Source organism: Arthrobacter sp. H-02-3 (assembly GCF_003097355.1).
GTDB classification, from domain to species: domain Bacteria; phylum Actinomycetota; class Actinomycetes; order Actinomycetales; family Micrococcaceae; genus Arthrobacter; species Arthrobacter humicola.
Genome location: NZ_PYUI01000021.1, coordinates 53,426 through 78,175 on the forward strand (window position 1 = coordinate 53,426; position 24,750 = coordinate 78,175).

General features: G+C 62.6%; 16 protein-coding genes and 1 pseudogene. 7 read left to right on the forward strand and 10 right to left on the reverse strand.

All coding sequences use genetic code 11. From position 1 onward, the window contains the following. The first annotated feature begins 86 nt into the window (after positions 1 to 86). Positions 87 to 1,379 carry a hypothetical protein gene (locus tag C9424_RS17315; RefSeq protein WP_116768125.1) on the forward strand — a complete coding sequence of 431 codons (1,293 nt, stop codon included), beginning with the start codon at positions 87 to 89 and terminating at the stop codon, positions 1,377 to 1,379. A gap of 87 nt (positions 1,380 to 1,466) precedes the next feature. Then, positions 1,467 to 1,670 (forward strand): hypothetical protein, encoded by a 204-nt coding sequence (locus tag C9424_RS21730; protein WP_116768126.1) that lies wholly within the window; start codon positions 1,467 to 1,469, stop codon positions 1,668 to 1,670. A 21-nt stretch (positions 1,671 to 1,691) separates the two neighbouring features. On the opposite strand, the gene C9424_RS17325 is transcribed toward C9424_RS21730, so the two are convergent. The 6 genes from C9424_RS17325 to C9424_RS17350 all read right to left on the reverse strand — a co-directional run bounded on the left by C9424_RS17325 (position 1,692) and on the right by C9424_RS17350 (position 8,851). Beyond that, positions 1,692 to 2,432, reverse strand: coding sequence for an alpha/beta fold hydrolase (locus C9424_RS17325; RefSeq protein WP_237563533.1), 741 nt, complete (start codon positions 2,430 to 2,432; stop codon positions 1,692 to 1,694). A 137-nt stretch (positions 2,433 to 2,569) separates the two neighbouring features. Continuing rightward, on the reverse strand, positions 2,570 to 4,261 hold the full coding sequence (locus C9424_RS17330) for an alpha-amylase family glycosyl hydrolase (protein ID WP_116768127.1): 1,692 nt from the start codon (positions 4,259 to 4,261) through the stop codon (positions 2,570 to 2,572). Further along, positions 4,258 to 5,211: a carbohydrate ABC transporter permease gene (locus C9424_RS17335; protein WP_116768128.1), complete on the reverse strand. Its 954-nt coding sequence runs from the start codon at positions 5,209 to 5,211 to the stop codon at positions 4,258 to 4,260. The genes C9424_RS17330 and C9424_RS17335 overlap by 4 nt, the downstream gene beginning before the upstream one ends. Next, entirely contained in the window at positions 5,208 to 6,260 is a 1,053-nt protein-coding gene (locus C9424_RS17340; RefSeq protein ID WP_237563534.1) for a carbohydrate ABC transporter permease, read from the reverse strand. The genes C9424_RS17335 and C9424_RS17340 overlap by 4 nt, the downstream gene beginning before the upstream one ends. Before the next feature lie 82 nt (positions 6,261 to 6,342). Next, positions 6,343 to 7,665 (reverse strand): ABC transporter substrate-binding protein, encoded by a 1,323-nt coding sequence (locus C9424_RS17345; protein ID WP_116768129.1) that lies wholly within the window; start codon positions 7,663 to 7,665, stop codon positions 6,343 to 6,345. Between the two features lie 163 nt (positions 7,666 to 7,828). Then, on the reverse strand, positions 7,829 to 8,851 hold the full coding sequence (locus tag C9424_RS17350) for a LacI family DNA-binding transcriptional regulator (protein WP_116768130.1): 1,023 nt from the start codon (positions 8,849 to 8,851) through the stop codon (positions 7,829 to 7,831). Positions 8,852 to 9,737: 886 nt separating this feature from the next. On the opposite strand from C9424_RS17350, the gene C9424_RS17355 reads away from it, so the two are divergent. The 3 genes from C9424_RS17355 (at position 9,738) to C9424_RS17365 (ending at position 16,310) form a co-directional block, all read left to right on the forward strand. After that, on the forward strand, positions 9,738 to 10,532 hold the full coding sequence (locus C9424_RS17355) for a hypothetical protein (RefSeq protein WP_116768131.1): 795 nt from the start codon (positions 9,738 to 9,740) through the stop codon (positions 10,530 to 10,532). Continuing rightward, complete coding sequence (locus C9424_RS17360) at positions 10,525 to 13,005, forward strand: DEAD/DEAH box helicase (RefSeq protein ID WP_116768132.1); 2,481 nt, start codon at positions 10,525 to 10,527, stop codon at positions 13,003 to 13,005. The genes C9424_RS17355 and C9424_RS17360 overlap by 8 nt, the downstream gene beginning before the upstream one ends. A gap of 149 nt (positions 13,006 to 13,154) precedes the next feature. Then, complete coding sequence (locus C9424_RS17365; RefSeq protein ID WP_116768133.1) at positions 13,155 to 16,310, forward strand: DUF3427 domain-containing protein; 3,156 nt, start codon at positions 13,155 to 13,157, stop codon at positions 16,308 to 16,310. Between the two features lie 344 nt (positions 16,311 to 16,654). Here C9424_RS17365 and C9424_RS17370 read toward each other — a convergent pair whose 3' ends face one another. Then, entirely contained in the window at positions 16,655 to 17,503 is an 849-nt protein-coding gene (locus C9424_RS17370; protein WP_272914160.1) for an ATP-binding protein, read from the reverse strand. A 167-nt stretch (positions 17,504 to 17,670) separates the two neighbouring features. Between C9424_RS17370 and C9424_RS17375 the strand changes: the two genes are divergently transcribed. Together C9424_RS17375 and C9424_RS17380 are read left to right on the forward strand one after the other, a co-directional pair. Further along, entirely contained in the window at positions 17,671 to 19,674 is a 2,004-nt protein-coding gene (locus C9424_RS17375) for a DUF262 domain-containing protein (RefSeq protein WP_116768134.1), read from the forward strand. A 522-nt stretch (positions 19,675 to 20,196) separates the two neighbouring features. After that, complete coding sequence (locus C9424_RS17380; RefSeq protein ID WP_116768135.1) at positions 20,197 to 20,946, forward strand: hypothetical protein; 750 nt, start codon at positions 20,197 to 20,199, stop codon at positions 20,944 to 20,946. Positions 20,947 to 20,976: 30 nt separating this feature from the next. Here C9424_RS17380 and C9424_RS17385 read toward each other — a convergent pair whose 3' ends face one another. From C9424_RS17385 to C9424_RS21970, 3 genes and pseudogenes are all read right to left on the reverse strand, one after another. Continuing rightward, a complete protein-coding gene (locus tag C9424_RS17385; protein ID WP_116768136.1) occupies positions 20,977 to 22,275 on the reverse strand; it encodes a flavin-containing monooxygenase in 1,299 nt (432 codons plus the stop codon). A gap of 1,486 nt (positions 22,276 to 23,761) precedes the next feature. Then, the gene (locus C9424_RS17395; RefSeq protein WP_116768138.1) at positions 23,762 to 24,337 is read right to left on the reverse strand and encodes an HNH endonuclease; all 576 of its coding nucleotides are present in this window, start codon (positions 24,335 to 24,337) and stop codon (positions 23,762 to 23,764) included. 268 nt (positions 24,338 to 24,605) lie between these two features. Further along, positions 24,606 to 24,734: pseudogene (locus C9424_RS21970) on the reverse strand (alkaline phosphatase D family protein); the annotation flags it as partial. Between the last annotated feature and the right edge of the window lie 16 nt (positions 24,735 to 24,750).

Genomic DNA, 24,750 nt, shown 5'->3' on the forward strand with positions numbered 1-24,750 from the left:
CCAGAGATCCAGGCGGCACCGGCGGGTTCTCACCTATCAGCCGCGTCCCCACCTCCCGGAGAGGTGCAACCACAGAGGAGTATGCGATGACCAATATCGAGAGCATCACGCTGGAGGCGGAGCTCGTCGGCGAGGACGCCACGCGTGACATTGCGAAGGCGGTCAGCGCCCGTCACTCGATCGCTCGCAAGTACGTCATGCGGCTCCGCCGGCGGCATCCGGACGCAACGCCCGCTGAGGTGATCCAGATGCTAGAGCGTCACTACGGAACCTCGATCACCACCGCTGGTGCCCTCATTAGCGCCGGCGTGATCGCGGCTGATATTGGTATCGCGATGATTCCCGGAGTCGGGGCGGCAGCAGCCGGCATGAAGAGTGCGGGACAACAGGCCGCCAAGAAGACTGGCAAGGAAGCCGTCAAAATTGCCGCAAAGAGCGCTGCGAAACAGGCCGCAAAGAACATGGCGCTTGGTACAGCGAAGAACGGTGCAACGCGAGCCGCTGCTCTACTTCCCGCCGGCGATGAGCAGTTGCAGTTCGAGATCACCGCGGTTTTCGCGCTCGCTATTGCCGATATTCACGGAATGGACCTCGACAAAGACCAGGCCCTCGCCCTTGTCTACGGACTCTCGAACGAACGTGTGAGCCAGAAGCAAATCGCCACGATGGCGACAGACCTATCGAGCGCGTCGTCTGAAGGCGTCGTCGGCGTCGGCAATAAGATCGCTGCTGGCCGCACGGACTGGTCGCACTGGGCGAACACGCTCGCGGACACCCTCCCTGGAGGCGCCGCGCAGAGTCTGGTTCGGACCATGGAGACGGGGCAGCTGGACGCCGTGCGCGAAAACTTGAGTGGAAAGCAGCAGGCGACGATTGAATACGGAGTTGGAGCCTTGGCAGGCGGCGTCACGCGCTTCGTGTTCGGTCGCGACGTGATCGTCGCAGCCCGGGCAGCATTCGCCGAGGCCCCAGACACGTTCCCCGAACATCTGGCCGTTCCTGTAGATGCTGGCGCCGAAGACCGAGACTTCGAACAGAACCGGGCTCTCGCAGCCATGGAAGATGCCGCAAAAGTGACGGGCAACTGGATTGCCGGCACTGCCAGCACAGTCGGGGGCGGCATTGCAACGGGCGCTGTGGCAGTGGGCTCCGGGATGGCAACCGCAGCCGACACGGTAACGCGCGCGTTCCGGAGCGTGGATATCGACGGGGATGGGATCCCGGATGAGCCCCAGGCCCTCAGTGCAGTCAAGGGCGTCGGCGGCGCCATCGCGGGTACTGCGGGCTCTGTCGGTGGAAGCGTCGCAGGGCTGTTCAAGCGGAAAAAGCGCGGCGAACAGACGGAGGGGTCTGAGACCGGCAGCGAGGCGATGGTCTAGAAGTAACTCCGGAGGTTAGTCAACTGCGGAACGTGGTCCCGTTGCGCTAGCACTTGTGGGCGTTCTGAGCGCTGAGAACAGCTATAGGTGATAGCGCAACGAGGGTGTGTCTGGAACGCGGACGACCCACACTCCTGGCTGGACGGACCGACCCGGTACGCCGTGGTCCACTCCCGGACGGTGGCGGTCCTGTTCGTCGACACACGGCCCGTGGACGCCATCGCCTTCCGTCACGATCTCCTGGGCGCCGCCGACGTTGCAGGCTTCTTCAAACTTCCGCGCAGCTGCTGACGGCCCGGTCGGTCCACCTCATTACTCCTGAGAGAGCCAAGCCGAGACCGTGGCGTTGAACCAGTCCGGGCGTTGAAGGGGGATTCCGTGGCCACACCCATCCACAACCTCCAAGTCGCTTCCAGGTAAGGCGGCATGGATCGCAGCGGCAGAGTCACGCATCAGCCTCCGTTCACGCTGACCCACCATCACGAGGGCTTCCCCGGGGAAGCGGGACCAATTCTCAGGCAATGCGAAGCGCAGGTTCTCCCCGACGGCGGCCGTCAATGTCGCCTTCGTTATGCCTGCACTGGTGTCGATGTACTGCTCCATCAGCTCCGGGGGTATGAACAGCTGCCGGGCCTGCAGCCGGGCAAACCATCTCCTCCGTGCAAGTGGCGCGCTCAAACCGAGAATGCCAAGGGTGAGGCCACCGTACGCCATCGGCTTCGCTTGGGCACTGACGACCATAACTCGGCTCACCAGGGGCGCATGTTGAGTCGCCAGACCGATGGATAGCTGGGCCCCGAGCGAGAAGCCGATCACTGCTACTGGCGAACCCACCCGCTGCAACACCAGCTCGGCCAGGGCATTTACGGTCGCGGAATGCGAGATGTACTCCTCGCTGGAGCTCTCTCCGTGCCCCGGGAGGTCGGGGACGATCACACGGTGCCGGGATTCCAGGCTACGACGCAGGGATTGCCACATCCAACCGGCGGCGCCACCACCGTGCAGGAGCAAGACAGGAGGCGCGCTCTCTGGTCCGTACTGGTTCGTGTGCACCGGCTTATGCTTTCACGTTCCCAGCGCCTCTTACGTCCCTGAGAATACGAATTGCCCACTACTTCAGTGACACAGTGCGCCCTGATCGACTTCCTCAGAACCTGGCCACACTAACCAAGATTCGGGCCGCCGGACCTTTAGCCCTTCAGCACCCACGCCGCGTTGTTCGGCTGCAGCCAGCCGTCCTCCGCCAGCGGCGCGGCGCTAAGCAGGACCGATCCTGCCGGGAGTTGCACGGGCTCGGTGCCCATCGCGACGGCGACGAGGAAGTGCTCGTTGCGTTCGCAGATGAGGAGGTTTCCGGCCTCGACCCGCCAGCTGCCGCCGTCGTCCGCGGTGAACACCTCGTTGTTCCACAGCTGCCGGCGCAGCTCCAGCGCTGCCTTGGTCAAGTTCAGGGCGGATTCCGGGTCCTGCTGCTGCCGCTCGACGGCAACTGCGCCCCAGCCTGAGGGGACCGGCAGCCACGGGTCCGCAGCCGGTTCAACCAGCGAGAAGCCGTGGTTCAGTGCAGCATCGCCTGTCCACGGCAGCGGGACGCGGGCGCCGTCGCGGCAGACTCCGCCGCGGGCCCACATCGGATCCACCCGGGCTTCAGCCGGGACGTCGACCTCGGGCAGGCCGAGCTCCTGGCCCTGGTAGAGGTACGCGGCGCCGGGCAGTCCGAGCAAAGCCACGAGTGCGGCCCGGGCCCGGACGGCGCCGAGGTCGCCGCCGCCGAACCGGGTGACGGAGCGCACGATATCGTGGTTTTCCAGCGCCCACGTGGGGGCGGCTCCGTGGAGCTGCCGGGCGGCTTCGAGTTCGTTCCCGACGGCGGCCCACGCCTCAGCGTCCCAGCCGAGTTTCACGAACGCGAACGCGAAGGCCTGCTGCATCTCGTCGGCCCGGGTGTAGCGCGCGGCGCGGGCCGGTTCCAGGTTGACCTCGCCCACCAGCAGGCGGTGCGGCTCATACTTCTCGGCCAGGGTGCGCCAGCGCCGGTAGACCTCGTGGACGTCCTCCTGGTCCGAGACCTGCGGGTTGGACCGCAGCCCGTCCACGACCCCGCCCGTGGAGGGCGAGTCCGGCAGGCCGTCGGCCTTGAACAGCGCATGCGCGACGTCGATGCGCAGCCCGTCCACGCCCTTGTCGAACCAGAACCGCAGCACGCCGTCAAAGTAGTCGCCGACTGCGGGATTGCGCCAGTTCCAGTCCGGCTGCCCGGCCGAGAACAGGTGCAGGTACCAGTCCGTGTCCGTGTCGGAGCCCGGGTTGGCGCGGCTCCAGGCCCGGCCGCCGAACACGCTCTGCCAGTTGTTCGGCGGCACATCGCTGTTTGAAGCGCCGGCGGCTGACCCGCCCAAGGCGGCGTCCGACGCAGAGCCGGCGCCGCCGTCGTCGGACATGCCCATGGGACCCGGCACAAAGTGAAACATGTCCCGCTCCTGCGAGCCCGGGCCGGCCGCGAGGGCCGCCTGGAACAGCGGGTGCTCGGAGGAGCAGTGGTTGGGGACGACGTCTAGCAGGATCCGCAGTCCCAGCGCGTGGGCCTGCTCCAGGAGCGAGTCGAACTGCTCCATGGTGCCGAACAGGGGGTCCACGCCGCAGTAGTCGGCGACGTCGTAGCCCTGGTCCACCTGCGGGGAGGGCTGGAACGGGGTCATCCAGATGCCGTCGACGCCGAGCGCGGCGATGTACGGGAGCCGGGCGATGAGGCCGGCGAGGTCGCCCACGCCGTCGCCGTCGCCGTCGGCGAAGGAGCGCGGGTAGACCTCGTAGATGACGGCCGACTGCCACCAGTCGGTGGCGGGCGCGAGGGCGGTCCCCTCAACAAGAGGAGCGCTCATTTGCTCGCGCCCGCGGTGAGGCCTTCGACGATCCGCCGCTGGAAGATCAGCACCATAATCACCAACGGTACGGTGACGATCACGCCGGCGGCCATCTGTTCGCCGAAGGGCGCCTGGAATTCGGTGGCACCGGTGAACTTGGAGATCGCGACCGTGGCGGTCTGGATCCGGGGGTCGTTGATCATGGACAGCGCGATGATGAACTCGTTCCAGCTGTGGATGAAGGTCAGGATCGCGGTGGTGAAGACGCCCGGCGCGGCGAGCGGCAGCAGGACCCGGCGGAACGCCTGCCACTTGGTGCAGCCGTCGATCATGGCGGCTTCCTCGAGGTCGAACGGCAGGGCCTTCATGAAGGTGGTGAGGTTCCAGACGGCCAGCGGGATCGCGAAGGACAGGCTGGGGACGATCATCGCCTGGTAGGTGTTGATCCAGCCGAGGTCCGTGAAGAGGCGCAGCAGCGGCACCACCACGGCGATGCCGGGGAACATCGAGGTCGCGATGATAACTCCCAGGATCACCGACTTGAAGCGGAAGTTCAGCCGCGAGATCGCGTAGGCCGCGAAGACCCCGAGCAGCAGGGCGAACACCGTGGTGGTGCCGGCCACGATCAGGGAGTTCAGCAGGGCCTGGCCGAACATGGTGGAGCCGTCGAACACCTTGGCGTAGTTCTCCAGCGAGAACGGGGCCGGCAGCAGGGTGTTGTCGAAAATGTCGGCGGTGCGGCGGAGGCTAGAGACCAGCATCCAGTAGAACGGGGCCAGACAGTAGGCGAAGATCAGCGCCAGGCCCACGTACACCGAGTAGGAGCGCCACGTGCGCTGCTTTTTCGGTTTGCCTGTTTTCGGTTTGCCGGAGCGGCCGACGGCGGCGCTCGCGCCGGGCGTGCCGGCACCGGATGCGCCTGAGGCGCCGGAGTCTTTGGCGGCGTTGCGGAGGTCGGAGATGGTCATCGGGTGGCCTCGGCCTTCTGGGTGCGGGTTGCCTTAGTGCGGGACTTCTTCGAGATCAGCTTCAGTTCCTTGGCACCGGTGACGTCGGCGCCGAGCACCTTGACGAACACGATCGCGACGACGGCGACGTACAAGAAGAGCATGATCGCGAACGCGGAGGCGGAGCCGTAGCGGAGCTGGTTGGATTCATCCCACGCCAACATGGAGAGGGTTTCCACGGATTCCTTGCCGGGGCCGATCAGCACGAAGGGGAGGTCGAACATGCGCAGCGCGTCGAGCATGCGGAACAGCACGGCTACCAGCAAGGTGGGCTTGACCAGGGGAAGCGTGATGGAGCCGAGCTGGCGCCACCAGCCGGCGCCGTCGATCTTGGCCGCCTCATAGACTTCGCCGGGGATGACCTGCATGCCGGCGAGGACCAGGAGGCCTATGAACGGGGCGGTCTTCCAGACTTCGGCGATGATGATGGCCGCGCGGGAGGCGTTGCCCTCGGCGGTCCAGAGGATTTCGCTGCCCAGCAGGGTGTTGGCGATGCCGTCGGACTGGAAGATCCAGCGCCACAGCAGGCCGGACACGGCGGTGGGCACAGCCCAGGGGACCAGGATGCTGGCGCGCAGGAAGGACCGGCCGCGGAAGGCGCGGTTCATGGCGAGGGCCAGGCAGAGGCCCAGCACGGTCTCGAGGAACACGGTGGTGAGGGTGAAGAAGGTGGTGTTGCCGAGGGCGTTGAGGAAGCGCCGACCGGTTTCGCCCACGAAGAGGTCGGCGTAGTTGGCCAGGCCCACGAAGGATTCGACGTCGGCCACGAAGCCGTCCGCGTCCAGTCCGGATTCGGCGCGGTAGAGGGACTGGTGCACTGCGGCGAGCAGCGGGTACACGATCACCAGGGCCAGCACCAGGAGGGTGGGGGAGAGCAGCAGCGCGGCCATGCGGCCTTCGCCGGGAGTGCGGTTGCCGCGGTGGCCGCGTTTGCGCGGGCTGGCTGGGCTGGCTGTTTGCGGCGTGCCGGGCTGCGCGCCGGCGGGCGGGGCGGTCGTCGTCGTCGTCATTCTGGGAACCTCACTGGGGTTGCAGCTGCCGGGCCGGCCGGGGTGAACCGGCCGGCCCGGCTGGTGCTCGAATAGTCCGGAATTACTTGGCGGAGAGCTCGGTGAGCTTGGCCTGCATGTCGTTCAGGGCCGTGTCCGTGTCCTTCTTGCCGGTGATGGCCGCGTACGCCTCTTCCTGGATCGCCTTGGTGGTGGCGCCGTACTGGACCACCTTGGGCCGGGGCTGGGCGTTGTTCAGCGAGGTCAGCAGGGTGGGGAAGAACGGGCGCTTGGCCACGACGGCGGGATCCGCGAACAGGGACGCGTACACCGGGGCGCGGGAGGACAAGGCCAGGCGCTTCTGCGCCTGCTCCTCGCTGGTGAAGAACTTGACGAACTCCAAGGCTGTGGCCTTGTTCGCGGTGAACGGCGAGATGGCGAGGCTGCGGCCGCCGAGGGTGGAGACGCCGGGGCCGTCGGTGCCCGGGATGGAGGTGATGCCGAACTTTCCGGCCACCTTGCTGGAGCCGTCCGTGGCGCTCAGGGAGGCGTGCAGGAAGGGCCAGTTGCGCATGAAGACCAGCTTGCCGTCCTGGAACGCGCGGCGGCCCTGCTCTTCGAGGTAGGTGATGGCATCGGAGGGGAAGAGCCCGTCCTTGAAGCCGTCCACCAGCAGGTTTAGGCCAGCCTTGGCTTCGGGGGTGTTGACGGTGGGTTTGCCCTCGGCGTCCACCACGGTGCCGCCGGCGGAGGCCACGGCCTCGGAGAAGTTGACCGTGAGGGCCTCGTTCTTGTCGAACTGGCCGGCGTAGCATGACATGCCGGCGGCTTCCGGGAGGGCCAGGATGGCCTTGCAGGCGGTCTTCATTTCGTCCCAGGTCTTGGGCGGGGCGGCGATGCCGGCGGCCTTGAGCAGGTCCGAGCGGAAGTAGAACAGCGCGCCGTCGGTGTAATACGGGGCGCCCACCAGGGTGTCCCGGTACGTCGCGGCGTTGACGGTGGCGGGGATCATCTTGTCCGTGGGGATCGCGTCCGCGGGCAGCGGCAGAATCCACTTGTTGGCGGCGAACTCGGAGGTCCAGACGACGTCCAGGTTCAGCACGCTGAAGGTGTCCGACTTGATCTGGGCGTTCTGGATGAGCTGCTGGCGCTGCTGGTCCGCGGAGTCCGGCAGTTCGATGAACGTGACCTTCTCCTCCGGGTGGGCGGCGTTCCATTCCTCGATGCTCTTGTTCGCGGCGCCGGAGGCATCGCGGTTGGAGACATAGTTGATGGGGCCCTTGCCCTCGAAGGACGCGGCGGCGGCCTTCGGGGCGCTCTTCGCATCCGTGGCGGTCCCGCCGCAGCCGGTGAGGGCGACGGCGGCGACGGCCAGGGATGCGGTGGTGGCGAGAAGAGTCTGCCAGGTGCGGCGGCGCTGCCTCATGTGTTGCTCCTTGTTTCTTGGGTTTGTGCGAAGTGGGTGGTGCGGGTCGTTTGGTGCATGCGGAATCGCGGCGAGTCGCCTGATGGCACGGGGGAGTGCCGGCGGTCGCCGTGGGTGGTGGTGTTTGGGGTGTTGGCTAGCTGACCAGGACTTGGTCGCCGGCTTATTCGCCGGGCGGGGCCGGGGTTACCGGTGTTGGACTGGGCGGCACGGAACCCGGGGGTGCGGTGGAGCCGCGCTCGATCAGCCGGTGCGGCATGATCTTCGGCCCCAGGTCGCGGGAGCGGAGCAGCTTCTTCACGGCCATCCGTCCCATGTCCTCGAGCGGCTGGGCCATCGTGCTCAGTGGCGGGTTTACGTGCAAGGAGGTGGAAGTGTTGTCGAAGCCGAGGACGGAGACGTCTTCCGGCACCCGGAGCCCGCGGCGCTGCAGTTCATTGACGGCGGCGGCACCCATCTCGTCGCTCATCGCGAAGATCGCGGTGAGCCCGGGTTCCTGCTGCAGCAGTTCGTCCGTGCCGGCGGCGCCGCTTTCGTAGAAGAAGCTGCCGGTGGCGGTCACGGGGGTGCAGCCGGCTTCGGCCATGGCACGGAGGTAGCCTCGTTCCCGGGGCTGGGCAACATAGATCGACGCCGGGTCTCCGGTGAGGAGGCCGATGCGCCGGTGGCCGAGCCGCAGCAGATGACGGGTCGCGTCATAGGCTGCTTGCTCGTCGTCGATGGCCACGCTGGGCGAGCCGGACTTGTCACTGATGGCGACGGAAATGATCGGGACGTTGGGCCCCAGCAGTTGCCTCGTCTCCGGCGTGATCACCGCGGAGATAAGGATGACGCCGGCGGCCCGGTAGGTGCGCAGCGTCCGCAGGTAGCCGGCGATGTAGGCCGATTTGGCACCGGTGCGGCCGAGCATTACCGCGTAGCCGCGTTCCTGGGCTTCCTCCTCCACGCCCTGCATGACCTGGGAGGCCAAGGCGTCGGACACCATGGGTGCGAGCAGCCCGATCACAGACGTCTGCCGAGTCTTGAGGCCCCGGGCAAGGTAGTCCGTTTCGTAGCTGAGGCTCTTGACCGCAGTTTCGACGCGTTCGCGGGTCTCGTCCGAGTAGCCCACCAGCCCGTTGACAACCCGGGAGACCGTGGCCGGGGAGACGCCGGCGTGCTTGGCGACATCGCGAATGGTGACCACTGTTCCTCCTCCGGGGTGTCTGTTTTCGGCTGCTAGGTGCGCTACGTAATCGGTTTCGGAAAACGGTTTACGTAAACGGTTTCGTTCGGTTCAGGTTCAACAGTAGGGGGTGCGTGCGGGATCGCGTTGCGTTTCGTAAACGGGGGCAGTCATGGAACCGATCATGCGGTATGGCGCGCCCAGAGTCTGAGGCTCTGGGCGTGGCCGATGGCGTCACATCATTTCGGAATGGCCGGCCACTCGCCGGGGTGGCCGCTTCAAGTGTGCATGCCGAGACAAGTGGCGCTGCGACAGCGAAATTGCTCCGGTCGAGGCGGATCCAAACGCGCCGTTAGAATTTCCAACTGGCCCTTCCGAGACCGCCGGGCGGGGTCCATTAGGCGATGCCTATTGAAGACCGACGACGGTTTCACGGTCGCCCTTGGATCCTTTGCAAAATTGGAAGATGCCGACACCGAGCCGACACTGATAGGGGGCGCGCGAGGATCATTCTTCAGCACCGCCAGACATGCAAACAGCTGGTTCCGAGATTGCGTGGGGACGCGACTGCGGAAACTCACTACGAAGTTGTGTTTAGCCGTCGGGATCGTGAGTCCGAGATGCCCGCCATTTCATCAGTTCAAATGAGTCGGTCAGCAACGCGAAAGCGATGACTGTACAGCTCAAGTCGCGGTGCAGAACACCAGGCAACTGGTGCATCATTCAGTTCTGTCATATAGGGACATTCTCAAAAGGGGGAGCCAGCCTCAGTCTTTGGACTGACTGGAATCGTGTGGCGAGTATTCCTCGCCGCCAGCGGCCGCGCCATGTCCGAGAATGCATTATCAACACGCACAGCCATCTCGGCCTCCGCATGAGGACGCTTCCGGCCATACATAATGACCCCATGGAGGGAATCAGTGCGGTGGCGAGTGGCGATACTGCTGTACTCGTAGTGGAGCACGTCTCGGACGAATTGAAGGAGCTCCTCCGACAACGGCTCGCCGCCTTCTGCTTCGGAGCTGTGGAGGTCGAACTGGACTCTGACTATTACTCCTTCGAAGCCACGATTACCGAGTTGCTCACACGATTTGATAGCAAGCCAAAAGCCACCAAAATCGGCATGGTCGGAGAATTAGTCGTCCATGTCCTGATGCCAAGCTCACACCCCTCCTTGTCCAGTTCCGCAATCTACTTCAACAAGGAAGAGCGCAGCATCAAGAAGGGTTTCGACCTCACGTTCCACGAAGGAACCAAGGCGATCTGGTATGGAGAGGTCAAGTCCGGTCATGTCAAGGACAACGAATCCGCCGACGACAAGTCATCCTCCCTGCTCATGACGGCCGCGGCGGACGTTGCGGGGAAGCTAAGTCACGATGCCCAACGTTCCCGGTGGGACGCAGCCGTCTACGACGCGGGCCTCACTTTGGAATCAAGCCAAGCGAAGACGGTCAAGGCCTTGCTGCGAAGCGATGCACGGGTTATCGCGACCGGAACACAGATCAAGAAAAACGTGGTGCTAGCCGCAACAGTTGTTCACTCGGTTGGCCATTGCCGAGTGTCAGTCGAAGCAACGGCTGGCGTCGCCGAGGAGATCGTCAACAGCAAGCGGTTTGATGCCACACGGATCCTGGTGATTCAACAAGAAGAGCTCGAAACCATAATGAGTTACCTAAGGTCGGAAGTGGCTGCTGATGCCTGAGCCGACAGAGATCACGATCGCAAAACTCCGATATAGATCAAATATCGAAGGCTCAGACTTTCTGCGCCTGTATGAAAAACTGATACGCTCCGAGGCGCTCTCGGACGACGATCTCACCGACGCTTTGAGATTCGCGGTCTTATTCTCGCGGTCGGGTGATGAGGTCGTATCTCGCTTGGGATACCGGATTATCCTCCAATACGGCGAGATTACCCGTGATTACGAGCCACTGCATGCCATCGCCCAGGCTCGCGACTTGATGCCCATTGTTGCGGCGACGGAACGTCTCAATCCAGCCCTCGCCGAGCAAGATACGTTGGCGCAGGTGCTCTTCGCTGCTCACCGGACAAATTTCGTCACCCGAGATCAGAGCGGGGAAGCCGTCATTCGTACGCGGGGTCAGATGGAGCTACGCGCTTTCAACTCGCGAGAACCGGAAGCCGTGGTCGTTGCGCCGACCTCGTACGGCAAGTCGGAGATGCTTGTCGATAAGGTTGTGGCGCGCCTCGACGGTGCCACGTGCGTGATAGTCCCTTCGCGCGCGCTCATTGCGCAGACACGTGCAATGTTGGTTGGTGATTCGCGAGTGCGTGACTCGAGGATCCGCATCATCAGCCATCCAGATGCGTATACGGCCGAAATGCGGTTTGTTGCCGTCATGACACAAGAACGTCTGCACAGGTTATTCACTGAGCAACCGGAACTTGTGCTCGATCAGTTGCTGGTCGACGAGGCGCACAATCTCTTGCCTGACGATTCAAGGTCTATCGAACTGTCACAGGTTGTCCTTACGGCGCGGGCCCGTAATGTCTCACTCGCTGTCACCTACTACACCCCCTTCATCTCCGCGCCTGACAACCTGCGTCACGTCAACAACGCTGACGTGACGGCGAAAAGCAAAACGGTTAACGAGCATGTCAAGGCCGAGCGAATTGTGCACGCTCCGCTCGGTGGGCAACAGGAGCTCTACGACCAGTTTCTCAACAGGATGATTTCTCTTGACGAGGAAGTGCCTTCCGGTGAGCTGAGTGCGGTACTGGCATTGGCAGGTCACAGGACGCTGGTCTACGTCAACAGGCCGAAGGATGCCCAAGGACTAGCAATCCGGCTTGCGCAGCGAACTGGCGAAACGGAGCTCTCCTCCCAAGCTCGACGAGCCATCACAGCCATCGCTGATCTCATCGATCCCAGCTACAGCCTGATCGAAGCGATCCAAGCCGGCGTCTTGTTCCACCACGGACAAGTCCCAGACCTCCTGCGGCAATATATTGAGCGGCTCTTCCGCGAGGACGATTCGACCGGCAAGCGACTTCTGGTCACGACGTCGACACTCCTGGAGGGCGTCAACACACCCGCTGACAGCCTCGTTATGATGTCCCCCAGCAGAGGGCGAGGGCACCTATCGAGATCAGCGTTCCGTAATCTCATAGGTCGAGTAGCGCGATTCCGGGAGGTATTTGATCCGTCTCAAGTTAACCTCGATCTACTGCAACCCAGGATCTACTTGATCCCGAGCAGCTATGCCCGCCAAGACTGGAACGTGCATTCCTTCCTCACTAACGTGGCAAATCTCTCAAAATCGTTGGAGGACGATGTTGAAAACCCTCTGCTTCAAGCTTCTGAACAAGACAACCGCCGAGATACAGCTCTCGAATATTTAGAGAATATAGAGCCCGGAGCATCCGGGCTGCATGCTCCACGACGCGCGCAGACTGAAGTCGGTCGTCTCTGCTTTCGCAACGGTGTCCATGATTTCGACATTTTCGAGAACGAAGCGGAAATCCAGCGAAGAGTGGACGCCGAGCGCTTACGGCATCCACTGGTCGATGTTTCAAGTGTTATTGGAGTCGTCTCCAAAATATTTTTGGAGGAGATCGAGCTCATCGACTCAGACGACCTGATTCGTGTGCGCAACAGCGAAAGAGCACAGAACTTCTACTCGATGTTTCTCAACTGGAGGTCTCAGAACGAGCCCTACAAAAGGATGATCGCCCATTTCCTTGCATACTGGAAGACTCTTGGCAACGAGCTGGTCTATGTCGGCAACCGATGGGGAGAAGTGCCCTTTGGCGATGGATTCCGAAACCTGTTCGTACGAATGGATTCGAAGACACGCGCTGAACGGATAAATCTCGCTGTTGTAAAGATCAAAGAAGAACAAGACTTTGTTGACTTCCGACTGGTGAAGTACATCGAAATTCTAAACACGCTCGGCCTGATCGATCGGGATCTCTACTGGCGAATCAAATACGGCACATCCGACGAGTTCCTCATCTGCCTCCTCAAGAATGGGTTCTCGCCGGAACTCGGCCGGCTAGTACAAGACTCGTATGCCGAGCATGTGACCATTGACATCGCGACTAGCTCAGTTGGTGTGCTGCCTTCACTCCCAGAGGCGATGGACGGCAGCGGTGAGAACGATATTCTCGTCTATGAAGCTCAAACGCTCGTCAACGTCGACGTGCTCCTATAGCGGTCCTTTGTGTTCCACAATCACGCGCGTTTCCGAAGGCGGGCATCAAGTTCGAGTAGCCACGCAAGGACGTGGCTCGAAAGTTGTGGTTATTCGCGGAACTGTCGTCGGATTGAGAATATTTAGCAGAAACCCAATACCCTGGCGCAGTGACTAACTTCATTGGGGGAGAGGCAGCGGTCCAACTGCCCGAGGGCTTGTATGAACTTCTGAACACGGATGTCCTCGGCAACCGTCTCAGCCAAGAGGCAGAACTGCAGTCAATCTTCGCGGACATAGACGATGAAGACAGCCCGGACATCCTGTCCCGCCACGTCGCCGACGCCGTCCGCCAAGCCCTCGCCGCAGCCAAACCGACGGAACGCGTGGCCCTTGCGAACAAGCTCCTCCAAGAGATCCAGCACAGCGACCGAATCGCTGAAGGCCCCACCCAGCTCCAGTCGCTCCACCGCCCGGACACGCTCAAACGCCGAAACCTTCGCCGGCCCACAACGAAGCTGAGTGATTCGGCGCTGCTCACCAACAGCAAAGACGATCCCAACCTTGCAGCGGAACTCCGCACCGAAATCGAGTCCGCCGACACAGTGGACCTGCTCTGCGCCTTTGTCCGCTGGACAGGTCTCCGCCTGCTCCATCCGGCGCTGGAGGAGCTTAAGGAACGCGGCGCCAAACTCCGTGTCATCACCACCACCTATATGGGCGCCACGGAACGCCGCGCCATCGACGAACTCGTGACCCGATACGGCGCCGAAGTGAAGATCAGCTACGAAACCCAGGCCACCCGCCTGCATGCCAAAGCCTGGCTGTTCCGCCGGGACTCGGGCTTCGACACCGCCTACGTCGGCAGTTCCAACCTCAGCCAAGCGGCCCTCCTCGACGGCCTAGAGTGGAACGTCCGGCTCAGCTCTGTCGGCACGCCCGCACTCCTGAACAAGTTCGAGGTCACCTTCGACAGCTACTGGGCGCAGCGCGCCTTCCAAAGCTACGATCCGGAACGCGACGGCGAAAAGCTGGACGCCGCACTGGAACGCAACGGCGGCCGGCGGACGGCAATCCCCGGGGAAGCCACCGGACTCGAGGTCCAGCCGTTCCTCCACCAGGAGGAGATGCTTGAAGACCTGGAGGCTGAGCGGCTCAAGGGTTTCGACCACAACCTCGTGGTCGCAGCGACAGGTACCGGGAAGACCGTCATCGCGGCCCTGGACTACAAACGCCTGTGTGAGGCGGCCGGCCGTGATCTCAAGCTGCTCTTTGTCGCCCACCGCCAGGAAATCCTCAAACAGGCCATGCGCACCTACCGTGACGTCATGCAGGACGGCGCCTTCGGCGAACTCTACGTCGGGGAACACAAACCCGGGCAGTGGAAGCACATCTTCGCCTCCGTCCAGTCGCTGTCATCCCTCGGCATTGAACAGCTGGCACCGGACTTCTTCGACGTCGTGGTGATTGATGAATTCCACCACGCAATGGCGCCCACCTACCGCCGACTGCTGGACCACCTGCGGCCGCAGCAACTCCTCGGGCTCACTGCGACGCCGGAACGCGGCGACGGTGTCGACGTCGCCAAACAGTTCTTCGACGGCCGCACCGCCAGCGAACTGCGCCTCTGGGATGCCCTGGACGCCGATCTGCTGGTGCCGTTCCACTACTTCGGCGTCTCGGACGACGTCGACCTCAGCCAATTGGAGTGGAAGCGCGGCAACTACGACACCGCGCAGCTGAACAACCTCTACACGGGCAACGATGCCCGCGCCGCCAAAGTGATCCGCGAACTGCGCGACAAGGTCACCAGCACGGAACAGATGCGGGCCATCGGTTTCTGCGTCTCGGTCCAGCACGCCCACTACATGGCAGACGTCTTCAACCGCGCCGGGATCGCCTCTGTTGCGGTCGACGGGAGCACCGACGACGCCGACCGTGCGGCGGCGCTGAAACGTCTCGCCGTACGGGAGATCAACTGCATCTTCGCCGTCGACCTCTTCAACGAGGGCCTGGACCTTCCGCAGGTGGACACCATCCTGATGCTCCGGCCCACGCAGAGCGCCACGGTCTTCCTCCAGCAACTTGGGCGCGGGCTGCGCCGCGCCGAGGGCAAGGCGGTGCTGACGGTCATGGATTTCATTGGCCAGCAGCGCCGGGAGTTCCGCTTCGATCTGCGCTACCGGGCGCTGACCGGTTACGGGCGCAAGGAGCTGGAAAAGGCTGTCGAGGAAGAGTTCCCCTACCTGCCGTCGGGCTCGCAGATCGTGCTGGACCGGGTGGCGCAGAAAGTCGTGTTGGACAACATCAAGGCGCAACTGCGGTTCAACCGCCTCCAGCTGGTCCGAGACATCGCCTCGTACGCCGAGACCGAACTGGACGCTTACTTGGAGCGGTCCGGGAACGACGTGAAGTCGATCTACCGGTCCACCAAGGATTCGTGGACCGGCTACCTGCGCCAGGCCGGGCTGATCAAAGGGTTCTCGCCATTGGAGACGGTCCTGAGCGGCAGGATTCGGGAGCTCCCCGACGTCGATGAGAAGAGGCTCCTCGGCCGGATGGCCGCACTGATCCACGTGGATGATCCAGAACGCGCCGAAGCCTATTCGATGCTCGTCGGCGCCGATGCGCCCCGCTACGCGGAGCTCGGCACGCGGGAACAGACGTTCGCCCGCATGCTGTTCTACACGCTCTGGGACGACGGCGGCGGCTTCCAGACGTACGACGCCGGCCTGGACTATCTGCGCGGCTACCAGTTTGTCTGTAGCGAGATCCGCCAGATCGTGAAGCTCGGAGTGGGCTCGTCCAAGCATGCCGCGAAGGGCCTCGGGGCGGGACTGCAGCACGTCCCGCTGCTCTCGCACGCCACTTACCGGCGGGAAGAAATCCTGGCGGCGCTCCAGTACGGTTCGCTGGAGCTCGGCAAGAACGTCCAGCACCGGGAGGGCGTGGCCTGGTGCCCGGCGACGTCCACCGACGCCTTCTTTGTCACGCTCAACAAGGATGACAAGAAGCATTCGGCCACCACAATGTACAAGGACTACGCCATCAGTCCAGAGCTCTTTCACTGGGAATCACAGAACGCGACCTCACCCGGAAGCCCGACGGGCAAGCGGTATCTGGACCGGGCTTCGCACGGCTCGAAGATCCTAGTCTTCACCCGCGACACCTCTGAGGACGAGACCGGGCTGACGGTTCCGTACACGTGCCTCGGCCAGGTGGACTACGTGCAGCATGCGAGTGAGAAGCCTATAGCCATTACCTGGAAGCTCCACCGGCCGATGCCGGCGGATGTGTTTGCGATGGCGGCGGCGGTGGCGCAATAGTTCGGCATCGATTCCGCGAAGCTTCGGTAGAGCTCGCCCACCAGAAGATGTGATGGACGGAAACGGCTCCCACCAGAAGAGGGTGTTCCCGCTTGGCCGGCTAGTTGAGGGACGATGGCGACAATGTGGAGTTCCGGTTTGCGACGTGACGTCTTGGATAGCCTAAGTATGATCAAGAAGGCCCGTTCGATCGGGCGCGCCCGCTCAAGCCTGTCAATGGCCAGTAGTTTCTGCCCACGGGCGGCCAGTTGATGTGCCCGCTGGTGGCCAGTAAAACTGCCCGGTGATGGCCAACAGATCTGCCCACTGATTGGTTTCGGCGGGGTTGGCCATCGTTGGGTTGGTCAGTTCAGTCGGGTGACTCCTTGTCCGGCGAGGGCCTGGGTGAGGCGGATGGAGTCGCCGCTGGTCTGGCAGACGTGGGCGTGGTGCAGCAGCCGGTCCACGGTGGCGGTGGCGACGGTTTTGGGCATGAGCTCGTCGAAGCCGGCGGGGTGCAGGTTGGAGCTGATCGCGACGGAGCGTTTTTCGTAGGCTGCGTCCACGACCCGGTAGAGGCCTTCGGCGGCGTCCGTGGCCACCGGCAACAGGCCTATATCGTCGATCACCACGAGCTCGGCGCGCAGGATCCGGGACACTGCCCGGGTGACGCTGTCATCGGTGCGGTGCGCGCGGATCAGGACGCCGAGGTCCTCGAGCCGGAGCCAGGCCACGCGCATCCCGGCTTCGACGGCCTGCTGGCCGAGGGCTTCGAGGAAGAACGTCTTCCCGGTCCCGGAGGGCCCGCAGACGACCAGGTTCTCCCGGCGCGTGATCCATTCCAGGGTTCGCAGCGCTTGCTGGGTCGGGGCCGGGATGGAGGACGCGACGGGGTCCCAGGCGTCGAAGGTTTTCCCGGTCGGGAAGCCCGCGGCCTTGCGGCGGGAGGCGAGCATCGACCGGGCCCGGCCGGCGGCTTCCTCGGCGAAGAGGGCCTTGATGACCTCGGCCGGTTCCCACCGCTGGGCGCGGGCGGTCGCGATCAGATCGGAGCCAGCGCCCGGGCGTGGGGCATCTTCAGGGACCGCATCAGCGCTTCCAGGTCCGCCGGCAGCGGCGGGGCCGCGGTGTTGGTGGTCGTCACGGGGCTCATCGGCATCGAATGCAGAACGCGACTCAGTAGCTGGGAAACGGGCCGAATTAAGTACCGCCACCTCTTGCGGTGGTTCGCCTCGTTGCGTGTGTCAAAGGGCGCACTCGCCCACGCCTACGGCTACGCTAAGTCCGATACTTTATGGATCAAAAAAGTACCAGCGCTTCGAAAAAGGTTACCCAGAAAAGGAATCCCTAGAAGCCGGTCGCGACCAGGTAGGAACTTCGCATGAAAGCAAGCCCCACATATTTGCTCGACTCTCTCTCAAACAACGATGTTACGTTTTTCATTCCGCCGTATCAAAGGAATTATGAGTGGTCGACAGACAACTGCAAGGTCTTACTCTCCGATGTTAGCCAGGTGACCGAAGCGAACCTGTCTCAGGTAAAGACAGAACACTTCTTTGGCAGCATTGTCTACGTTGTAGAGGAAGTAGGTTTCGGGGTTCCCGCTAAGTATGTTCTTACTGATGGACAGCAGCGTATAACAACGACGATGCTCTTGCTGATAGCCTTACGAGACAGCATCGAAGACAGCAACTACAAAAAGGAAATTCAAAGGCGTTATCTCGAAAACGATCGAGCTGACGAAAGTGTCGAATACAAAATCAAACTCAAGCAGGTAGAAACGGACTGGGAAGCCTATAAGCTCTTAGTTCTCGGACATGACGTGCCTGCGAACTTGAAGAATTCATCTGTATATCAGAATTATCTATTCTTCCTGAAGTCGCTTGACGCTTTGGCCGACGAAGACAAGAAGAACCTTCTTGAAAAGGGCCTGATGAAGTTCAGCATAATCTCGATACAACTCGAACCAGACCGCAACCCCTGGGAGAACCCTCAGGAAATATTCGAGTCAATGAACTCGTTAGGCAAGCCACTCTCACTTGCTGACCTGGTTCGCAACTACCTCTTGATGGGGAAGAGTACGCGGCAGCAATCTGAGCTTTACAATGGATTCTGGCTAACGCTAGAGAAACGACTACCTGGGAAGCTATCTGAATTCATCCGCGACTGGATGCAGGCAGACCAGCATAGGAGCTTCAAAGTTGCTCGCGAAAGCAACTATAAGGAGCTGTATGGTGCGTTTAAGGAGATCACTCGCGGGCGAAGTGCAGAAGAACTATTTGAGAGCTTCGTCAGATTCTCCCACCCGTACTCAATCGTTTGTGGACTTAACCAGACGGAGCTCCGAACGCTTGACCAGGTGATTTTTGATCTCAACGTAGTGGGGGTAGCGCCTGCCTACTCGTACTTGGCAGAAGTGCTAGCCGCTTGGGAAGCGCGAATTCTGTCAGACGGAGATGTCATCGAGGTATTGACCGGCATCAGAACATATTTGTTGCGACGACGCGTTCTTGGTATCAATACGGCTGAGAACAAATTTTATCCAGTTTTGGGCAAGCGTCTGAGCGAGCTTTCTAGCTCTCAAGACAAAACGGAAAGCTTGTTCCGCCAGCTTTCTTCTCAAGAGTATGCGCTGCGACTACCCAATGATGATGAAATGACATCAAGACTCCGCGGGCTGAACTTCTACAACCTAGGACGCTCACGGAGTTACCCTAGACTGCTTCTCTCTATGGCCGAAGAGCACCTTACGAAGTCTCGACCCGTATGGGATGATTCCCGGTTACAGCTTGAGCACATCATGCCTCAGAAATTGAACGCGGATTGGCGGCAGATGCTGGGGGAAGATTCTGAGGCAGTGCATCAGGAGTTTGTGAACAATATTGGGAATATTACACTAATTCGCCATAATCAGGAGCTCGGTAACAAGTCTTTTGGCGACAAGAAGGAGACTTACTCCGGTCAATCGGGTCTGCAAGTCGCCCAGAATCGTGTCCTGGACCGAGAGGCCTGGGACGCCGAGTCGATTAGGAGACGACAAGACTACGTCATCGAATTAATTACCCAGAAAATCCTAAATATTCCAGCCAGCTTTAAGCGCGCGAGCAACTGGAATCAGAGTGATCATAATTCTACTTCATTCGATCAACGAGCGAAATTGAACCCGCTGATTGGAGAGACAATCGAGTTCATTTCAAATCCGGCAATGGCTGCACAGGTGATCAGCGATTCCAAGGTCATGTTTGAAGGCGAGGAGTGGGCTCTCGGGCCGCTGACGAAGGTGCTGAAGGAACGGAGTGGAGCGAAGATTAGCAAAACCAGCAACTTTCACGGTGCTTCAAACTGGAGTTGGGATGGAGTCAAATTGGTTGACCTCGATATCTAACGTTTACGCTTTGAGGTCGCGAATTTCGCAGAAGTCCTGGCTGTCCCGGCGTCGTGCGCTGCCCGCCTCCGTAAGCGGGACAGGTACGCCGCCGCCAGTCGTCTCCAACAAACGGAGGCCGGCGCCCGCTGCAAACCATCCGTCCACCGTCCGTGGCGGATAGGCTGCGCGCGCCGTCGGGGCCCTTATGCGCCGGCAGGAACTCCGCATCGTCGCCCACACGGAAAGCGTGGCCGACGGGTGCTTCGTAAGCTAGGAGGCCGCCGTCGTGAAACTAGCGAAGCTGCACAGTTCCCGACACACCAAAAGGCGGGCTGGCTGTGAAAGTCGGCCTGCCTACGTTTGTTGAACAAAGCCCGTTCGCAGGATGGGCCTCGCGCCGAAGCGGCACGGCTGGCCTGCGCCTCTAGCGCCGAAGGTCCGGTTCCCCCCCAAAAGTGCGGGACACTGGAAGTATCGACCACGAAAGCGGGCCACGTTGATAGCCCAGCAGGATGCCAACGGCTTCACCAGGCTGACTCCATGGAACTGAGCGGCGCCGGCCATCTCGATCCGCTGCTGTATCCGTGGGAGCCGCCCGTGGCCTCGGGTGTCATGGACGGCGAGGAATTCCGGCCCCTGGGGCTTTCAGCCGGACTGGATGAAGTCCTCGCGCAAGCCAGCGCGGCACCGCTGGAAGCCCGTTCCCTGGTGGTTTCCATCGGCTCGAATTCAAGCGCCGACGTGATGCGGCGGAAATTCGCCAGCTACCACCAGCCGGTCAGCGCGGTCCTGCCGCTGGTCCGGGGGCAGCTCCACAACATCGCCGTTGGCCACTCCGCCCACGTGAGCAAGGCCGGCTACATCGCCGCCGCCCCGTATCCGTTGCTGGGAGAGTGCACAGCGGTCTGGCTTTCGTGGCTGGACGATGTCCAACTGATGGCCCTGGACGCAACGGAGCCCAACTACCGGCGGATCCAGCTCGACGGCGAAGCCTGCCCGCTCACGGCGGACCACGGGGAACGTCCGGAGGAGTTCTCGCTGTTCACCTCGCGCTGGGGCGTGCTGACCGATGGCGACGGCGGGAAGCTTCCCTTCCTCGACCAGCCTGCCCTCTTCGGGCTCCTCGCCGGCAGCGGCACCGGGGACCTCCTGGAGGAGGGGAAGTCTGTGTTCGACGGGCCGCCGGAGCTTGTTGCCGAGCAACTCGCGATACCCTCGGTCCAGGCATGGGCCAGGGACTGGTTCAGTTCGGCCGGCCTCACCGCACCAGTGGACTTCGACGGTTCTTGACAGGGGTAGCCACCTTCTGGAACGTCGCCTTCACCGGGCGGCGATGTTCTGTGCATTGCTCTCCGCGATGTGCTGCGCGATGTATTCGGCATCGCGGCCCACGCCCGCCACGATGGACGAGCCGTGCCCGGTCAGCCACGGCAGCCCGACGGCGTACAGTCCGGGGTGTTCGGTGATGCCGCGGTGGTGGCGGGGGTAGTTCCATTCGTCCAGCACCGGGATGTCCAGGATGCTGAAGTCCAGCCGGTAGCCCGTGGCCCAGAGGACCGAGGTGACGTTGGCGGCTTCGAGGTTCAGCCGGGCCGGCTCCGAGGGAAGCCAGTCGTCCTTTCGCGGCGGTTCCGGCTCCGGCGCCGACATGCCGGTGGCGGCAATATAGCTGTCGAACATCGGCTTCATCCGCTGATAGAACGCCGCCTCCACCAGGCCCAGGCGTTCCGGAAGGTCATCACTGAAGACGAGGTCGCCGTCGTCGGCTGCTTCCAAATGGCCGTGCAGCCGGACGCCGCGCCGGCCCAGGTCCCGCAGGTGGATGTCGTGGCCGCCGCCGGCGCCGGACACCAGCGGGTTGCAGGCAAACCTCGCCGCGGGGGAGGGCAGCTGCCCCACGGTGAGGCCGTTCAGTCCGTAGTCGGGGCCGAATTGTGCCAGCTGCATCATCCAATAGATCAGGTCCTGGCCGCGGTACCGGCGCGGTGCTTCCGGGCACGTGGACACCGCCAGGTGGATGTCGCGGCCGGCGGCGAGCAGTTCCTCGGCGATCTGGCCGCCGGACTGGCCGGTGCCCACGATGAGCACGGCGCCCTCGGGCAGTTGGCCCGGGTTGCGGTAACTGTCGGTGTGAAGTTGCAGGATGTGGCCAGGCAGTTGCGCCGACAGTGCCGGGATCTTCGGCTTCTGGTAGCCGCCGGTAGCGAGCACCACCTTCCGGGCCCGCCAGCTGCCCTGGGTTGTGGCCACGTTGAAGCCGCCGCCCTCCGCGGGCGCGATACGCGTGACATCCGCACCCGTCCGGACAGGAGCATCGATGATCTCCGCATAGTGCCGGAAATGGCGGATGAGGTCATCCCGCCGCATGAACGCTTCCGGGGCGGGACCGTCATACGGCATGCCGGGCAGCGCGAGCGAGAAGTTCGGCGTGTTCAGGCAAAACGCGTCCCACCGGTCCTGCCACGCCCCGCCCAGCGTTTCACGCCGTTCCAGCAACTGATGTTCGACGCCGGCCCGGCTCAGCCAGTAGCTCGTGGCCAGGCCAGCCTGCCCGGCCCCGATGATGAGGGTGTTGATGGTTTGCGGAGCCGCATGTCGGGCGGCCGTCGGGGTCTCCATGGTTCTTCTCCCGTAGCCAAGGTGCAAGGCTGGCTTTGTTGGCAGGATATGCCCGCAGCGTCGCTACGTACAGGTCGCTGTCAGCAGCCTGCCACCGTCCCCCGCAACAGCTTGCCCTCTTGAGGCCCCGCAAAGGCAGTCCCGCGCTCAGCGGATATGCGGCAACTACAACACCGAGGGGCGGCCTACATGCTGCTCGGTTTTGGCGATCCTATCCCCACACCGGTGGAGGATCACGGACGGGTCACGTGTTGAATGGAGTAGACGCGCTATTCGCAGCCAACACCGTCACCGTTGCGGTCCAAGCCGTAGATGTCACTTCCGACTACGGTCACTGGTCCTCGTACGTACGCTGGACCGTTGCCGCTCCCGCCGGCGCAGTCCACATCAGAAGCGATCGGTACGCATGCGCCTGAATAGTTGGGATCGCATCCAGAGGGAGCTGCTGGGACAACCGGCCGAACGGGGGTTTGAACCTTGGCTGCGGCAGCCGCCGCTGCTGCAGCCTGCTGGCGTGCGGATTCCGCGGCTGCAGCCTGCTGGCGTGCGGATTCCGCCGCGGCTTGTTCCTGCGCAGCTTTGGCTTCCGCTTCCTTGGCGGCTGTATCAGAGGCTGCCTTGGCGGCAGCGGCTTTGAGCGCGAGCGAGGCGGCCGCTGCCCGAGCATCCTTTACCCGCTTTGATGCTGATTGCTCCATCCACAGCAGCTTTCCGTCGTCAGCCTTCGTGCAGATAAAGACGGTTTGCTGGTGGGTTTCACTTGAATCTTCCGTGGTGCAGGAGATTGTTGCGGGCGCACTAGTTGTGTCCGACGCTGTTGGCGTAGCTGAACTAAAAGCTGACGCCGTCGTTAGTGAGGCCACAGCTTGGCCTCCACACGCTGTAAGCGCCAGGAGAGCAGCGCTCGCCATGACTGCGGTCTTTGCTAGCCGACCAGAAACTGGCGAAAGCCGTTTGCCGTCGGCCGACTGGCAAGACATTCCGTCCGGAAATCGAACATCTTTGCGCCCAAAGCGTGTATTCATTTGTGCCCCCACAAATCAGATTCAGATGAAAGTTCTCGCCGACCTTAGCACCGGAACTCGCGTTCGATATAGACCTTTCTACTCAACAAAATCTGTCATTTACGCCATTAATTTGTGTCAACTGCAATAGCCCTGCGTTTCGCCCCACGTACGCCCGTAGCTGGTGGGCAGCCCGGCCTGCCCGGTCCCCATCGCCAGGGTGTTGACCACTGCGGAGCCTGATTTCGGTTCAGTTCGGGGGGCGGCGCAGCTCCTTCCTGACGGCCTCGGTTGTGGCGCCGGTCGTGGCAGGCCTGCGATGCGGGTAAACGCCTGGGTCTCCATGGGTCTTCTTCCAAGCTAAGGGGCAGGGCTGGACGTGTTGGCAGGATTTGCCCGCAGCGTCGCAGCGTACAGGTCCGGGCAGGTGGTGGATTCTTTGGACCACGCAGTCGCCGGAGCGATATTCCATTCTGAGGCGGTCAGCCGAGCGGTTGCCGTTCGCCAACGGCAACCGCATCCTCAAGCGTGACGTACGTCCGCCGTCGTCGTTCCAGTCTTTCCTGCTGACCGGGCGAGGGAACCCTCGCGCCCTTGGTCCGGTTGCACCTGGCACAGGCCGCGACGAAGTTCTGCATGCTAGTGGATCCGCCCTTGGACCACGGGTAGAAGTGGTCACCGTGCTCAGCGGGCCGTGGGCACCGCCGCCGGAGTCCGGACTCCATCTCGCACTGGCCGCCGGCGCGTGCCAGGCCTTCCCGGCGCTGCTGGCGGCTGAACCGCCGGACCGGGTCCCTGCGCTTCAGGTCTCTGGCGCGAATGACGGCCGCAACAACCGTCAGAACCACCAGGAAAAGCCCGGGGACGATGACCGCAGCCAGAACGCCGTCGACCATGCTGCGAAGAATTTCAGCGACGGTGGATGCGTTGTGGCGGGCCGCCGCGTCGGCCTTCGGCATGAGCGCCAGGACAACGGAGGCGCCCAACCACACAACCACCGCCGAATAGGCCATCTTCAGAGCCTGGCGGTTCCAGTAAATGCGTTTCAGTTCCACCATTCAGTCGTCCCCCATCGATCTTCAGCCCGGTCGAATCCGTGCAGCGCTGCAGCTAGATGATCGTACCGTCGGGCTCACAATTCTGCGGTTCTCACAGCTTTTCCCTCCCAACTTCGGCTGATGCGCCGATCCACCGGACCACAGGGGTTTATGCCGCGGCCATCGTCTGGTCGCGACGAGCCCTATTGAATATGGCTTCGAGAAGCTCCGGGATGAACTGCTCGAAGCCATCATCAAGTACCGTGCGGACGTCTAGACGCCGTTGCTACTCGTCCAAGCAGTCGCCTAGGTGCAGCACGATGTCCGGGTGGTCCTGCGCCAGCCGCGCGTAGGCGGTGAAGTGGCCGGGTTCGTACTGCGCGCAGCCGGCGAACGCCTTGGCCAGCGCGGTCGGCGGCCCGTGGAATGAACGT